Raw genomic sequence first — 14,947 nt, 5'->3', positions numbered from 1 at the left:
AATCGTGCCTCTGCGCCGATCTGCGGGTGCGGTCAGCACCTTCGCTGACCCTTCCCTGACACCATTTGTGGGACAACAGGTACTCCGATGAGCAAGACCTCTCTCGACAAGAGCAAGATCAAGTTCCTTCTTCTTGAAGGCGTCCACCAGAATGCAGTGGACACCCTGAAGGCCGCTGGTTACACCAACATCGAGTACCTCAAGGGCGCACTCTCCGACGACGAGCTGAAAGAAAAGATCGCCGACGCGCACTTTATCGGTATCCGCTCGCGCACCCAGCTGACTGCCGAAGTCTTCGACTGCGCCAAGCGCCTGGTGGCTGTGGGCTGCTTCTGCATTGGCACCAACCAGGTTGACCTCGACGCCGCCCGCGAGCGCGGTATCGCCGTGTTCAACGCACCGTATTCGAACACCCGCTCGGTGGCCGAACTGGTACTGGCTCAGGCCATCCTGCTGCTGCGCGGCATCCCCGAGAAGAACGCCTCCTGCCACCGTGGTGGCTGGATCAAATCGGCGGCCAACTCCTTCGAAATCCGCGGTAAAAAGCTGGGTATCGTCGGTTACGGCTCGATCGGCACCCAGCTCTCGGTACTCGCCGAAGCCATGGGCATGCAGGTGTTCTTCTACGACACCGTGACCAAGCTGCCGCTGGGCAACGCCACCCAGATCGCCAGGCTGCACGACCTGCTGGGCATGTGCGACATCGTGTCGCTGCATGTGCCTGAGCTGCCATCCACCCAGTGGATGATCGGCGAGAAGGAAATCCGCGCGATGAAAAAGGGCGGCATCCTGATCAACGCCGCACGCGGCACCGTGGTCGAGCTGGATCACCTGGCCGCCGCGATCAAGGACGAACACCTGATCGGCGCAGCCATCGACGTGTTCCCGGTCGAGCCGAAGTCCAACGACGAAGAGTTCGAAAGCCCGCTGCGCGGCCTGGACCGCGTAATCCTCACTCCGCATATCGGCGGTTCGACTGCCGAAGCGCAGGCCAATATCGGCCTGGAAGTGGCCGAGAAACTGGTCAAGTACAGCGACAACGGTACCTCGGTGTCTTCGGTCAACTTCCCCGAAGTGGCCCTGCCGGCACACCCAGGCAAGCACCGTCTGCTGCACATCCACGCCAACATCCCGGGTGTGATGAGCGAGATCAACAACGTGTTTGCTGAAAACGGCATCAACATCTCCGGCCAGTTCCTGCAGACCAACGACAAGGTCGGCTACGTGGTCATCGACGTCGACGCCGATTACTCCGATCTGGCGCTGGAGAAGCTGCAGCACGTTAAAGGCACCATCCGTAGCCGCGTACTGTTCTAAGCGCTGCCGCGATACGAAAAAGGGAAGCTTCGGCTTCCCTTTTTCGTATGGCCTGCCATCCATGGCGGCCACCCTTCGGGCCGTCGCTACGCGACGTTAAAAATGGCTCCCGACCATTTTTTGCACGCGGGGCTGACTATCCTTCCAGCTCTCGCAACGCCGCCTCCGCCGCCGCCAGCTCCTCTTCGCTAAACACCTGCACCCCAGCCCGACGCAAAGCCGCAGCGGTTACGCCTTCACCGGCGACCTTGGTGCCGCTGAAGCTGCCGTCATAGTTCTCCCGGTTACCGCACGAGGGGCTGCGCGCCTTGAGCAGTGCCAGTCGGATGTCATGCTGCGCCACCAAGGCCAGAGCCTGCTGTGCGCCGTCAACAAAAGCCGCCGTGACATCCTCGCCATTCACTGTCAGCACAGGCAATTGCCCATCAAGTACTTTTGCCCCCTGACCGCCAGCTATTTCCGCTGGCGCGCGCGGGGTCGGCAGGCCACCGGCGACTTCCGGACACAGCGGCACAATGCGCCCCTCCTGCTGCCAGCGTTCCAGCAGGCTGAACGGGCCATGGGCGCCGCCGTCATAACGTACGCGCTGGCCCAACAGGCAACGGCTCACCAGAATCTTCTGCATCACTTTCTCTCATTAGTCACCCGCCGTAACACCGTCAGGTTACTGCGCTTGCTGGCCGCCGATCAAAGGGACGGGCTGCCAGGCAGATTGCCAAGCACATCACGCCGGCAGCGCCATTCGCGCGCAACGACGGCCTATCCTTCGGCGGGAAGCAACGCGGTCCGATGGCGCGCGCCCCAGGCCCGGCACAGACTCTCGGCACTCTAGTCGAGGACACGTCCATGCATCGCCCACTTCGCACCCTTGCCCTATCACTCGCTGCCGGCTTTATGGCCTTCGCCCTGCAGAGCCAGGCGGCCTTGCTGCCGATGGATAACCAGAGCTTGAGCGAGATCAGCGGTCAGGCCGGCATCAGCATCCGTGCCGACGTGCTGGCGACGATCAACCGGATCAGTTGGAATGACGATGGCGGCAGTGCGTCTCTGCGCAACGTGAAAATCGACAACGGCTGCCTCACCCCCGCCAGCTGCCCGAACGGCTCTGGCGGCAGCTTCGCCTTCGGCGCGGCGCAACTGGGGCTGACCCTGCCAATCTTCGGCGTCAACCTGCCCACCTTGAAAATCGATGTGGTGTCCAATGGCAGCGGCCAACAGCAACTGCAACTAACCCTCCCCGACCTCACCACCATCAATGATCAACTGGTGGCCAGCGGTATCCCGGCGCAACGTATTCGCGTGCGGGTGGCGGCTGATATGTACGTCGGCGAAAGCCGTCTGGGCAGCATCGAGATGCGCGACATCACTGATCTGCGGGGGACCTTCAAGGTCTGGGGCCACTAAGAACCTCCTCACGATCTGCTGCGCGTCGGCCCTGCAGCGTTAAAAACAGGCTCGGAATGCTCATGTACAAAAGTACACTCCGCTTCCTCGCCTGTTTTTGCCTTGCATGGCCCTAGCTCGCGAGATCGTGAACAGGTTCTAGCCAATCTTGACTAGAACGGCCCATTGCCCCGCCGGCGAAACCAGCCGGTCAACGACAGTCGATCACGGCTGGCCGGCAAGACCTCATGGGGCATGTCGGCGGATAGAAACAACAGCAGGCTACCCGCTTGCGGCAATACGTCGCGAGTCTCGCCATTCGGTAGATACAGGCGCAGCGCGCCGCCTTGTTCGGCCTGCCAATCCTCATTGAGGTAGAACACCGCGGACACCGCGCGGCGATCGTCATCGCGAAAGCGGTCCACGTGCTTCTGGTAGAACGCCCCCGGCGGATACAGGGCGAAATGCCCCTCAAAATCCTCCAGCCCCAGGTACAAGCCCTGGTTCAGCGCCACGCGCAGCTCATCAAACGCCTGTAGATATTGATCACAGGCCTCAGCCTGACCGGCTTCCAGCCACTGAATATGATCGCCGCGCACCCCTTCGCGGATCTGCTGCTGCGCGCCACGGCCGACGCCGGCGGGTGCCAATGCACCGTGTGCGGCACGTTTACGGCACTCTTCGGCCAGGTCGAGGGTCAGAGAGGGGGCAATAAACTGCGGCTGCAGCGACCACCCCTGTTCGGCCAGGTCGTCAACGATGCGGGTCAGGAGCGCGGTATGGGTATCGGTCGTCATGCCGGCGATTCTACCAGCGCCCTGCCGAGCCTCGACAAGCGTCAGCATGCCGCAGAAAATAGCCGCCCCTGAATGGAGTCCCTAATGCGCGCCCTTTCCGTTGTACTGACCCTGCTGCTCAGCCTGCCCGCCCTGGCCGACGATTACCTGCAGCTGTATCAGGCGGCCGGCTGGCCGCAACAGCGCATGCACTTCAGCGATGCCCTGCAGGCCGCCCAGGAACGCTACCGCAACAGCCTGCCGCCGGCGGTGCATCAGGCATTGGTGAACAACAGCAACCAGCGCTTTGCCGCTGCGGCCGTGGATCAGCGCGCGCAACAAGGCCTACGTGACAACCTAGGCGAGCCTGGCAGCGCCCTGCAGTTTTTCCAGTCACCACTGGGGCGCAAGATTGTCGATGCCGAATTGCTCGCCACCCGCAGCGATCAACTGGCGCGCTACGCCAACGGCCTGCCGCGCAGTGAGGCCAGCGCCACCCGCCGCCTGCTGATTCGCCACCTGGCCCAGGCCCTGCCGGCGCGGGAAGCCGGTGCCGAAGTCAGCCTGGCCCTGGCCGGTGTAGCCGCCGACAGCCTCAGCCAGATGCTCCCCGGTCTGCTCGGGGGCGACAGCGCCCAGGCCATGCTTAATGGCCAGCGCCAGCGGTTGATGGAGCAAATCGGGGCGGATCTGGATAACACCCTGCTGCACGTCTACCGCGAGCTGAGCGACCCGGAGCTGGAAGAGTTCGTCAGTTTCGCCCAGTCCGATGCCGGTAAGGCTTACTACCAGGCCGCCCTGGCGGCGATCCGCAGCGGCCTGGCGGTTGGCCAGAGCAGCGCAGCGCTGGCTCCGGCGCCGCGCGGTATCTGATTAGCTCAACCGCTGGCTAAGAAACTCGAAATAGCGCTGGCGCAAGGCCGGCGTTTCGTTGCCCAGGTGATGCCGTGCCTCGGGCAGACGCAGCATCTGCGGGTCAGCGAACTTGTCCTGCAGCACCCGCAGGTTGTAGCGCCAGGCCACCGTCATGTCGGCTTCCCCCTGAATGATCAGAGGGCTGCGCGTACTGCGCGGCGCGGCTTCGATGTGCGGTACCCACCGGCTGAGCGCACCAACCCAGGCGGTCGGCAAATTGCGCGGCTGCAGCGGATCCTGGTGGTGAACGAAATCGATAAACTCGGCATCGCTGGAATTGACGCTGAAACGCCGGGGAATCTCGCTAACAAAGCGCTTCATGATGCGGTAACTGAACTGTGACCAGCCCCAGGCGCGTGGCCGCACCAGTGGGGCCAGCAGAATGGTTTCGCCGATGTCCGGCCCCGGTGCGCCGGTCAGCAGGTAATCAATCAGAATCGCCCCGCCCGTACTCTGCCCGCACAAGTGCCAGGGCTGCGGCAACGCCAGGGCTGCCGCTTCGGCCAGCACCGCGCGCAACACCGTTTGATACTCGCTGAACGCACCGATGCTCGCCCGCGCACCGCTGGACAAGCCATGACCCGGCAAGTCGAAGGCCAGTACGGCAAAACCCATTCCAAGAGCCCATTCGATCACATGGCGATACAGTCCAACGTGGTCGTAATAGCCATGCAGCAGCACCAGCGTGGCGCGCGGCTGCTCAGGCCACCAAGCCTGCACAGCAATCTGGTAACCGGCGGCCTGCAGCGTACCCATGCGGGTGTGCGTCGCCCAAGTATCGCTGAAGCCGTAAAACTGCCGGTAGGCCTGTTCGGCCGGTAAAAGCGCAGCGGCTGCGGCCAAGGGTCGCAGACTGGCAAGCAGGTTTTCGGGCTGAAACGGCTCTGGCATAGGGCTTCCATCAAACTTACGGAGTAATCACAGGCCATCCTGGGCCGCGCAATCAGGTTGCGGATATTCAGCTGTCGCGCCAGTCATGGCAAGCTGCGCGCCTGTTTGCCGAAGGCTGCTCATGACTCGACCCACGCGCAAGACCCTACTCGCCAGCCTACTGATTCTGTTCTGGGCAGCCGCCATGCTGGCCGCCTACTGGTGGTACGAAGCACGCTACCTGCGCAGCTTCAGTGAACAAACCGCGCTGTTCTATGGTGAACAACTGCGTCTGCCCGACGAGCTGGCCGGCCCTGGGCCAATTCGCCTGGTGCATTTTTGGGACCCCGCCTGCCCGTGCAATGTTGGCAATCAACAGCACCTGGCCGAATTGATCGAACGCTTCGGCGCCCAGGACGTTACCTTCTATGCCGTACAAAAACCCGGCACCAACGGTCAACTGCCCAGCACCCTGAGCGCCCTGCAACCCCTTGCTGAACTGGCTGGCAGCGCGCAAATCCCCGCCAGCCCGGCGGTGGCGATCTGGGACCGCAATGGCCAACTGGCCTACTTCGGCCCCTACAGCGAAGGCGCTACCTGCACCTCCAGCAACAGTTTTATCGAGCCGATTCTCGACGCCTTGGTCGCCAATCGCCCGGTCAACGCCAGCAATACCCTAGCGGTGGGCTGTTTCTGCGACTGGCACGCCACTGACTAGCGCAGACCATCCGGGGTAAAGCGCTGAAAGATCTGCTGCGCTTCACCACTGGCCTGCAGTTGCTTGAGTTGATGATCAAACTGCGAGATCAGCCGTTCACCACGCGGCGAGCCCCTACTGACCAGCAGATAGAACGCTTTGCTTGCGACCAGTGGCATATGCCGCAACTGCTCATGGCCCTGATAAATACCCAGCGCCAGGCCGCCATACAACGGCTCAATCTCGCTGGGGAAGAAGTCGCAACGTTGGCGCTGCAGCATATCCAGGTTCTGCTGAATGCTGGGGAAGCGCTTGATCGGCTCGCCCAAGCCAAACGGCTGGTAGTTGTAGCCAATCACTCCGCACACCCGATAGGGCTGCAGGTTCTGCAGCAAGGCGGGCAACGGCACTTCGGCAAAGCGCTGCGCGGAGTAGAACAGCCCCAGACGCGCTTCATACAACTGCGCGCTGTAATAGGCATAGGCCGCACGCTCCGCGTTGTAGCTGGCATCCCAGGTCAGCTCGCAGCGGCCCTTTTCAGCAAAGTCTGCCAGCTCCTGCTGCACCCGCGCCCAAGGCATGTAGTGCACTTCATAGGGCAGCTGCAAACGCTGCAGAATCGCCAGCACCAGGGTGCTGGCCGACCCAGTCAGACGGCTGCGGTCCACCTCGCCATCGCTGCGCTGCCAATAGGTGTAGGGTGGCCACTCGTTACTGTCGCCCAAGCAGATCTGCACTGGCGGCGTTGCGGCCAGACAGGGCAGCCCGATCAGGGTAAACCAGGCACCGACTAGCACCCGCTGCATAAGCATGACCTCCTTGCATGCCTATGAGGCTAGATCAGTCTGAGACCAGCACGGTACCCACTGACCGCCGGCGACATGCACTGAGCCCTACATGTTTACCGAATAAAATTGTACAAATGAAATACCATGTACAACTTATCGCCATAGAAAAGCCCTGCGCATCCACGGACGGCTGCCATACTTGATCCGAATACCACGCTACTTTTTAGGTCTTTCGCCATGCCTAGCCGTCTTTCACCCTTAGAGCTGCACTACCGTAAAGCGGACCGCATCATGCTGATGGTGCTGTGGCTGATGTTTCTTTACTCGCTGGGTCTGGCGCTCTGGCACGGTACCTGGGGCCAAGCCTTGCTGGTGGGCGGTGGAACAGCGGCGGTGATGACCGTACTGCAGCAGCTGATTGCCGGGCGACGTCTGCTGCGCTGTGCGATTGGTGCGGCGTTTATGGTGATGTCCGCACTGCACATCAACCAGGCGGGCGGCATGCTGGAAATGCACTTCGGTATTTTCGTGTTGCTGGCGTTTCTGGTGTATTACCGCGACTGGCTGCCGATCGTGGTGGCGGCTGCAGTGATTGCAGTTCACCACCTGGGCTTCTATGCCCTGCAAACCCAAGGGTTCAGCGTCACGGTGGTGGCGCAAGGCAGCTGGCCCATCATCTTCTTGCATGCGTTCTACGTGGTGCTGGAAAGCGCGATCCTGATTTACCTCGCCCTGCAAACCCATGCCGAAGCCGTGGAGGGGGCCGCCCTGATGCAAACCGCCGAACAACTCACCGAAAATGACGACGCCATTGACCTGAGCTACCGCAGCAATGCTGAAGGCAAGGTCAGCAAGCGCTTTAACCGCTTCCTCGACACACTGGATGAGCTGGTTGGCGAAGTAATCAAAGACACCCAGGGCCTGCAAACGATGGGCGACAACCTGGCGCAAGCCACTGGTCATCTGCGCAGTGGCGCCGATCGCCAGCAGGGTGAAATCGTCTACATGAGCTCAGCCATGCAGCAGATGAGCAGCGCCATTGATGAAGTGGCCGGGCATGCCGATGGGGCTGCCAGTGCCGCGCAAACGGCCAACCAGCAAGCCGCCGAGGGCAGCCGTTCGGTCAATCACGTACGCAGCGAGATCGGCAAGCTGGCCGCTCAGATCGACGTCACCGAAGGTGAAGTGCAGGCGTTGGCCAACCAATCTGAACAGATCGGTAAGGTGCTGGAAGTGATCCGTTCGATTGCCGAACAGACCAACCTGCTGGCCCTCAACGCCGCCATCGAAGCTGCTCGCGCCGGTGATCAGGGCCGTGGCTTTGCTGTGGTCGCCGACGAGGTGCGTAACCTGGCGCAGAAGACCGCCCTGTCAACCGCTGAAATTCAGCAGATCATCAGCCGCTTGCAACAAGGCAGCCGCCAGGCCGCCGAAGCCATGCAGCAGAGCCGCGACAGCGTGCGCAGTTGTGTACAGGACAGCCAGGCCACTGCCGATCTGCTCGGCGCGGTGGCGCAGGACATCAGTTCAATCACTCAGATGAACGAGCTGATTGCCGCCGCCACCCACCAGCAGGCGGCCGTCAGCGCGGAGGTCAGCCAGCACCTGACAAGCGTGCAACAGGTCGCGGAACAAAACCTCAGTGATGCTGAAGCCCTGAGTCACGATGGCCAGCAACTCAGCCACTTGTCTGAGCGATTGAGCGACCTGAGCCGGCGCTTCCGCGTCAGCCGCTAGTGCGGTAAGCCTGCGGGGTCGCGCCCTGCCAGCGCTTGAACGCCCGATAGAACGGTGACAGCTCGGCAAAGCCGCAGGCGCGGGCCACTTCACGGATGGCCAGGCCGCTTTCCAGCAGAGCCTGCGCACGCAGGCGACGCACCTCATCGTGCAGCTGGCGAAAGCTCTGCTGCTGTTCGGTCAACGCCCGCTGCAGCCCGCTGACGCTGTAACCCAGCGCGGTGGCGCAGCGGGGCAGGTCGCACAGCTGTACGCCCAGGTTGACCTCCAGCCAATAGCGCACGCGGTTGAGCAGCTGGTTTTCTTCCAGCTCAGCCAGCTCCACTTCCGCCTGCGCCCAGAGCACCGCGAACAACCGCGGGTTGGCGCTGCGCGAGGGCCGGCTGAGCCAGGCGCGCGGGAAGATCAGCGCATCATGCGCCTGGGCAAAACGCGGCAGCAGGCCGAACAGCCGGCGATGCTCGCTCAGGCGGCGCGGGGCCGGGTGGCGAAACTCCACGCCATCGAGCGCAAAGCCGCCGTCATTGACGCTGGCGAGCATTTTCTGCAGCAGCAGCGCCAGGCACTCCATCTGCTGGCGCAACGAACCCACGCCACGGTAATTGAGGTCGAAGATCAGCCGCGCCTGCTCGCCCTCCAGCTCCAGGCGCGCGGCAAAACCGCCGGAGAGGATGTGCTGAAAGCGCACAAAACTCTCCAATGCCTGGCCCAGGTCACGGCTGGCCAGCAGCAGGTAACCCACCACATCCATCGGCCGTGGCTGCATGGTTTCACCTAGGTGCAGACCGATGTCAGGATCACCGCTGATGCCCGCCAGCGCCTGCCAGAAGCGCGGCGCATTATCGTGGTCCTCGCGGGCATTGAGCAGCGGTGGCGCCAGTACTACGCCCTGATAGGCCTGGCGATAGGTGTCGGTGGGGTCCAGCCCCAACCCCGCCAAAGCTTCGTAGAGCAGCCGGCGCAAGGTTGAAGAATGGGTCAACGCGCTGGCAATGCTGTTGTGCGGATCGTGTGGCATAGCGGCCTCTTGGATTGACCAAAGACTTTCACTCTTGCGGTATTAGGTCAATGCCTGCGCAGTCGGCAGTGCGCACAATGGCCAGGCTGATAAAACCTATAACAAGGAAAACCCCATGAAACGCACCCTGACTGCCCTGGCTCTGATCGTCGCGGCCTCTGCCGCCGGCGCTTACTGGTACATCGACAGCAAGCAGCCGCAACGTGACGGCGAGCTGCAACTGAGCCACCTCCAGGCCGCAGTCACGGTGGATTACGACGAACGCGGCGTGCCGCATATCCAGGCGCAGAACGAGGCCGATATGTACCGCGCGCTCGGTTATGTGCACGCCCAGGACCGTCTGTTTCAGATGGAAATCCTCCGGCGCCTGGCCCGTGGCGAGCTGGCCGAGGTGCTCGGCAGCAAGCTAGTCGACACCGACCGCCTGTTCCGCACCCTGGGCATCCGCGAACACGCCGACCGTTACGCCGCGAAGATGGACATGAACGCCCCAGCCAGCAAAGCGCTGCAGGCTTATCTGGATGGCATAAACCAATACCAGGCCAACCACCCGGCGCCGATCGAGTTCGATGTGCTGGGCATTGAAAAACGCCCGTTCAACGTCGCCGATACCCTCAGCGTCGCCGGCTATATGGCCTACAGCTTTGCTGCCGCCTTCCGCACCGAGCCAGTGCTGACGCACATCCGCGATCAGCTGGGCGCCGATTACCTCAAGGCCTTTGACCTCGACTGGCACCCGCAGGGCGTGGTCGGGCAAAACCTCGCTGCCGGCGACTGGCAGGACCTCAATGCCATCGCCGAGTTGAGCCACGCCGCGCTGCTGGATGCCGGCCTGCCGCAGTTCGAGGGCAGCAACGCCTGGGCGATCTCCGGCAGCCGCACCGCCAGCGGCAAACCGCTGCTGGCTGGCGACCCGCATATCCGCTTTGCCGTGCCGTCGGTGTGGTACGAGGCCAACCTGAGTTATCCCGGTTTCAGCCTGTACGGCCATCACCAGGCGCTTAACCCAGTGGCCTCACTGGGCCACAACCGTGACTTTGCCTGGAGCATCACCATGTTCCAGAACGACGACCTCGACCTGATCGCCGAGAAAACCAACCCGGACAACCCCAACCAGGTCTGGTACCGCGGCCAGTGGGTCGAGCTGCAAAGCCGTGAGGAGCTGATCAGCGTCAAGGATGCCGAGCCAGTGCGCCTGACCATCCGCCGCTCGCCGCACGGCCCGATCATCAACAGCGCCCTGGGTGAAACCGTCGGCAGCACGCCGATTGCCATGTGGTGGGCCTTCCTCGAGACCGAAAACCCGATCCTCGATGGCTTCTATCAGCTCAATCGCGCCACCACGCTGGAGCAAGCACGTGTCGCCGCTGAGCACATCGAAGCGCCCGGGCTTAACGTGGTATGGGCCAATGCCACAGGCGATATCGGCTGGTGGGCGGCGGCGAAACTGCCGCGCCGCCCGGCCGGGATCAACCCGAGCTTTATCCTCGACGGCAGCAACGGCGAAGCGGACAAAGACGGCTACTACCCGTTCAGCGCCAACCCGCAGGAGGAGAACCCGGAACACGGCTATATCCTCTCCGCCAACTACCAGCCCGTGTCACCGACCGGCATGGCGATTCCGGGTTACTACAACCTGGCCGATCGCGGCCAGCGCCTGGACGAACGCCTGCGCGACGACAGCGTGAAATGGGATGTGCATAACAGCCAGGCGCTGCAACTGGAGCCCGGCACCGGCTACCCGCAACGCCTGCTCGCCCCGCTGGCAGCTGACCTGCAGGCCGCCGCCACTGGCAGCGAAGAGCAGGGGCTGGTCGAGCAGCTGCTCAGCTGGGATGGCCAGCACAACCTCGACGCCACTGCCGCCACGCTGTTCAACCAACTGGTGTACCAGCTGGCACGTGAAGCCATGGCCGACGAGCTGAGCGACGCCTTCTTCGCCAACCTGCTGCAAACCCGCGCGCTCGACAGCGCCCTGCCGCGCCTGGCCGCCGATGCCAGTTCGCCCTGGTGGGACAAACGCGGCAGCGATGCCGTGGAAAGCCGCGCCGATACCGTCAAAGTCGCCTGGCAGGCCAGCCTTGCCCACCTGCGCAGCACCCTCGGAGACGATAGCGCGAAATGGGCCTGGGGCAGCGCGCACACCCTGACTCACAGCCACCCGCTGGGCCAGCAGAAACCGCTGGATAAACTGTTCAACGTCGGCGCCTTTGCCGCACCGGGCGGCCATGAAACGCCGAACAACCTCTCGCAACCGGTCGGCCCTGCGCCCTGGTCGGTGGTGTACGGCCCCTCGACCCGCCGCCTGATCGATATGGCAGACGCCAACACAGCCCTGGGCATCAACCCGGTGGGCCAGAGTGGCGTACTGTTTGATCAGCACTACAAGGACCAAGCCGAACGCTATATTCGAGGTGAGTACGTGCCGATGCACCTGGATGCCGAAGCGATCAAAGCCAACAGTCGCAGCCAGCTGATTCTGCGCCCATAAGCCAAGGAGAACGGCGATGAAACGTCTGTTACTGCTTCTTCTGCTCATCCTGCTCGGCCTGGTAGCCGTGGTGGTCGGCCGCACCCTGCTGCTACCGGCTGCCGCATTCAACAGCGCGCCGGTCAGTCTGCCCGAAGGGCTGGATGGTCAACGCGCTGCCGAAAGTCTGGCGGCTGCCATTCGTCTGCCGACCCTGTCGCATCAGATCGGCGCACCGGCCAGCAAACTGGCCACCAGCGACGCCGCGTTCGCCGAGCTGCGCGAATGGCTGGCACAGCGCTACCCACAGGTCACCGCCAACACCGAGCCGCTCGCCACTGGCAGCCCGAGCATCCTGCTGCGCTGGCCGGGCAAGGACGCTCAATTACCCGCTGCCCTGCTGATGGCGCACCAGGACGTGGTGCCCGTCGCACCGGGCACTGAAGCGCTGTGGACCCATCCGCCATTCTCCGGGGCGATTGCCGAGGGTTTTGTCTGGGGCCGTGGCGCCATCGACAGCAAAGGCTCGATGGTGGCGATTCTCGAAGCGGTGGAAACCCTGATCGCCCAGGGTTTCCAGCCACAACGCGATGTGCTACTGGCCTTCGGTCACGATGAAGAAATCGGCGGCCACCAGGGCAACCGACGCATCGCCGCGCAGTTGCAGGAACAGGGCAAACGCCTGGCTTGGGTCAGCGATGAAGGCGGCTTTGTGGTGCGCGGGCAAATCCCCGGCGTCAGCCAGGACGTAGCTGTGGTCGGCATTGCGGAAAAGGGCTACGTCAGCCTGACCCTGCAAGCCAACGCCCAGGGTGGTCATTCCTCACAGCCGCCCGCCTTTGATGAAACCGCCATCGGCCGTCTCAGCCAAGCCCTGCAACGGGTGGGCGATGCGCCCTTCCAGCGCGGCTTCGACGGCCCCACTGGCGACCTGCTGGCCAGCTTCACCCCAGCGCAATCCTTCGGCTACCGACTGATCTTCGCCAACCTCTGGCTGTTCGGCCCGCTGGTGGAACAACAACTGGCCGCCTCGCCGGCCGGTGCAGCGCAGCTGCAAACCTCACTATCGCCGACCCTGCTGCGCGCCGGGATCAAGGAAAACGTACTGCCGCCCAGCGCCCGCGCCACCCTCAACCTGCGCATCCACCCGCGCGACAGCATCGCCAGCGTGGCCGAACATGTACGCAGCGCCGTGGCGGATGAACAGATTCAGGTCAAAGTCATGCCCGGCGGGCGCGAGCCTTCGGCGGTATCCGATGTCAGAGGCGAGGCCTATCAACAGTTCGCCGAGGTGATCCGCCAGAGTTTCGGCAATACCCTGGTCAGCCCCAACCTCACCGTCGGCGGCACTGATTCGCGCTATTACGAGCCGCTGACCGACAACGTCTTCCGCTTCAGCCCACTGCTGATGGAGCGCGACGACCTACCGCGTATGCACGGCACTAACGAACGCGTGGCGATCGATACGTTGGCCAATGCCAGCGGCTTCTACTACCGCCTGCTGCAAAGCCTGAACACCTCGGCCAACTAGACCCAGACCACACGAGGGGCGCAATGCCCCTTGCACGTGCGTTAGGGCGGACAACGCGAAGCGAGTCCACCTTATGCTCACTTGAGCCCCCCAGTGGATACAGGCAGACTGCCGGCAGGACACTGCCACCCAGCGGGGCACGATATGGACGTTGTAAAAAGCCTCAAACCCGGCAAGAACGGCAGCAAACACTTTGTCGAACGCTACGACGCCGAACAGCAGTTCAGCTACACCACCGTCGAACTGATCGTCGAACGCAAACATAAACCACCCAAACCCGCACCCAACCGCCCAAATAACCAGCGGCGTTGGTATTCGTGCGCGTCGGTTTTCACGAGAAAGATATGCAATTGGCGGTAAAGCAGGCCGGTGGTAAGTGGCAGCCTGAACAGAAAGCCTGGTTGCTGAGTTACAAAGCAGCAGTCGAGCCTGGGCTACAAGAACGGATCATCAATCGCTGATGGTCAGATTTGGATACTTATTGCCAGCGGTGGAAACAGTGTGCAGATATGGTTATGTCGTCTAATTGTAGTTATGCCCTCATTTAAAAAATAACCGCCACTTAACGCACTTAAAAGGAACTCAAGTGAAATATTTAAAAATTTCTCTAATAGCAATAACAGCAAGCAGCACTCTTGGCTGCGCATCAAACAAAAACATAGATACGAGCCACTTGGTTCTTGTAAAAGAAAATCATGCGACAATAGCTAAACACGGCAATAGCTACACCCTTGACAGTTACATCATATTATTTCAGCAACCGTACTATATCACTGTCAAACGCAACGACAAAAAACCAATTTCTTTGGCCGAAGCATCCGAAATAGCAGAAGAATACATTCAGCCAAGGGGATGCACTGAGCCAATTGCTCGTCGCCCCGACCTTAATAAATCAAACGCCGATAAAACCCAATGGCTTATTGGAGTTGAATGCTAACGGATATTGAACGCATAACAAATGGTTCAAACCGTTAGCTTCGCTCACTGGGACGGGCTATAAGCCCGCCCCTTAACCAAACGTTAGACTTCATAATTATCGACACCTAGAAAACTCATGAAAATTTATCTTTTACATTTAGCCGCTCTTATTACCTCATGCACTTCAATGACAACCACAACTGGCGAGCCAGGAATTTCAATGGGGGACAGTTACGAAAAGGTGCTTGCAAGTCTCAAACCAAACAATAATATAACGAAAACCATCGAAGGCGGCGGCATTCGTGCAGAAGGCTATTCGACAATGACAAAAGACTGCAGAGTTAAATATTTTATTTTTCAAGGTGACGACGGCTTACAGCAAGTTAATTATGAGCCAGCGCAAAACCTTTCAGTGGCAAACAAATGTCGCTAACAAATAACTCTTCGTGGCCGATTGCAGAACTTACTTGCAATGCAAGCCTAACAACAGGTTAAAATCGCTCGCTTCGCTCACTGTGATCCTCTCA

At 61.4% G+C, this 14,947-nt stretch carries 15 protein-coding genes; 10 read left to right on the top strand and 5 right to left on the bottom strand.

Going from position 1 to position 14,947, the window contains the following annotated elements:
* The first annotated feature begins 87 nt into the window (after positions 1-87).
* Entirely contained in the window at positions 88-1,317 is a 1,230-nt protein-coding gene (gene serA / locus BLO50_RS15645) for a phosphoglycerate dehydrogenase (protein ID WP_090254569.1), read from the top strand.
* Positions 1,318-1,453: 136 nt separating this feature from the next.
* On the opposite strand, the gene BLO50_RS15640 is transcribed toward serA, so the two are convergent.
* On the bottom strand, positions 1,454-1,942 hold the full coding sequence (locus BLO50_RS15640; RefSeq protein WP_090254567.1) for a 2-thiouracil desulfurase family protein: 489 nt from the start codon (positions 1,940-1,942) through the stop codon (positions 1,454-1,456).
* A gap of 221 nt (positions 1,943-2,163) precedes the next feature.
* Here BLO50_RS15640 and BLO50_RS15635 point away from each other — a divergent pair, with 221 nt between their 5' ends.
* Positions 2,164-2,721 carry a DUF6160 family protein gene (locus tag BLO50_RS15635; protein WP_338110940.1) on the top strand — a complete coding sequence of 186 codons (558 nt, stop codon included), beginning with the start codon at positions 2,164-2,166 and terminating at the stop codon, positions 2,719-2,721.
* A gap of 152 nt (positions 2,722-2,873) precedes the next feature.
* Here the strand turns inward: BLO50_RS15635 and BLO50_RS15630 are convergent, their stop codons facing one another.
* The gene (locus BLO50_RS15630) at positions 2,874-3,497 is read right to left on the bottom strand and encodes a 2OG-Fe(II) oxygenase (protein ID WP_090254566.1); all 624 of its coding nucleotides are present in this window, start codon (positions 3,495-3,497) and stop codon (positions 2,874-2,876) included.
* Positions 3,498-3,581: 84 nt separating this feature from the next.
* On the opposite strand from BLO50_RS15630, the gene BLO50_RS15625 reads away from it, so the two are divergent.
* Complete coding sequence (locus BLO50_RS15625; RefSeq protein ID WP_090254564.1) at positions 3,582-4,349, top strand: DUF2059 domain-containing protein; 768 nt, start codon at positions 3,582-3,584, stop codon at positions 4,347-4,349.
* Here BLO50_RS15625 and bipL read toward each other — a convergent pair whose 3' ends face one another.
* Positions 4,350-5,282, bottom strand: coding sequence for a phospholipase BipL (gene bipL, locus BLO50_RS15620; RefSeq protein WP_090254562.1), 933 nt, complete (start codon positions 5,280-5,282; stop codon positions 4,350-4,352).
* 85 nt (positions 5,283-5,367) lie between these two features.
* Here bipL and BLO50_RS15615 point away from each other — a divergent pair, with 85 nt between their 5' ends.
* Complete coding sequence (locus tag BLO50_RS15615) at positions 5,368-5,979, top strand: DUF6436 domain-containing protein (protein ID WP_090254560.1); 612 nt, start codon at positions 5,368-5,370, stop codon at positions 5,977-5,979.
* Here the strand turns inward: BLO50_RS15615 and BLO50_RS15610 are convergent.
* Positions 5,976-6,764 carry a substrate-binding periplasmic protein gene (locus tag BLO50_RS15610; RefSeq protein ID WP_090254558.1) on the bottom strand — a complete coding sequence of 263 codons (789 nt, stop codon included), beginning with the start codon at positions 6,762-6,764 and terminating at the stop codon, positions 5,976-5,978. The genes BLO50_RS15615 and BLO50_RS15610 overlap by 4 nt on opposite strands.
* A 219-nt stretch (positions 6,765-6,983) precedes the next feature.
* On the opposite strand from BLO50_RS15610, the gene BLO50_RS15605 reads away from it, so the two are divergent.
* Entirely contained in the window at positions 6,984-8,483 is a 1,500-nt protein-coding gene (locus tag BLO50_RS15605; RefSeq protein ID WP_090254556.1) for a methyl-accepting chemotaxis protein, read from the top strand.
* Here BLO50_RS15605 and BLO50_RS15600 read toward each other — a convergent pair.
* Positions 8,473-9,501 (bottom strand): AraC family transcriptional regulator, encoded by a 1,029-nt coding sequence (locus tag BLO50_RS15600; protein WP_090254553.1) that lies wholly within the window; start codon positions 9,499-9,501, stop codon positions 8,473-8,475. The two genes, BLO50_RS15605 and BLO50_RS15600, sit on opposite strands and share 11 nt — an antisense overlap.
* Positions 9,502-9,616: 115 nt before the next feature.
* On the opposite strand from BLO50_RS15600, the gene BLO50_RS15595 reads away from it, so the two are divergent.
* The 5 genes from BLO50_RS15595 to BLO50_RS15585 all read left to right on the top strand — a co-directional run bounded on the left by BLO50_RS15595 (position 9,617) and on the right by BLO50_RS15585 (position 14,853).
* Positions 9,617-11,992 carry a penicillin acylase family protein gene (locus tag BLO50_RS15595; protein WP_090254552.1) on the top strand — a complete coding sequence of 792 codons (2,376 nt, stop codon included), beginning with the start codon at positions 9,617-9,619 and terminating at the stop codon, positions 11,990-11,992.
* Positions 11,993-12,008: 16 nt separating this feature from the next.
* Positions 12,009-13,502, top strand: a complete 1,494-nt coding sequence (locus tag BLO50_RS15590; protein ID WP_090254550.1) for a M20 family peptidase — start codon at positions 12,009-12,011, stop codon at positions 13,500-13,502.
* Between the two features lie 144 nt (positions 13,503-13,646).
* Positions 13,647-13,862, top strand: a complete 216-nt coding sequence (locus tag BLO50_RS21695; protein WP_143003833.1) for a hypothetical protein — start codon at positions 13,647-13,649, stop codon at positions 13,860-13,862.
* Positions 13,863-14,088: 226 nt separating this feature from the next.
* Positions 14,089-14,439 carry a hypothetical protein gene (locus BLO50_RS21690; RefSeq protein WP_143003832.1) on the top strand — a complete coding sequence of 117 codons (351 nt, stop codon included), beginning with the start codon at positions 14,089-14,091 and terminating at the stop codon, positions 14,437-14,439.
* A 117-nt stretch (positions 14,440-14,556) separates the two neighbouring features.
* Positions 14,557-14,853: a hypothetical protein gene (locus tag BLO50_RS15585; RefSeq protein WP_090254547.1), complete on the top strand. Its 297-nt coding sequence runs from the start codon at positions 14,557-14,559 to the stop codon at positions 14,851-14,853.
* Positions 14,854-14,947 lie beyond the last annotated feature (94 nt).

Origin of the sequence: Pseudomonas peli (assembly GCF_900099645.1) — a bacterium.
Lineage (GTDB): Bacteria > Pseudomonadota > Gammaproteobacteria > Pseudomonadales > Pseudomonadaceae > Aquipseudomonas > Aquipseudomonas peli.
Note: the sequence above shows the minus strand (reverse complement) of the source record. Positions and strands in the feature narration are given on the sequence as shown.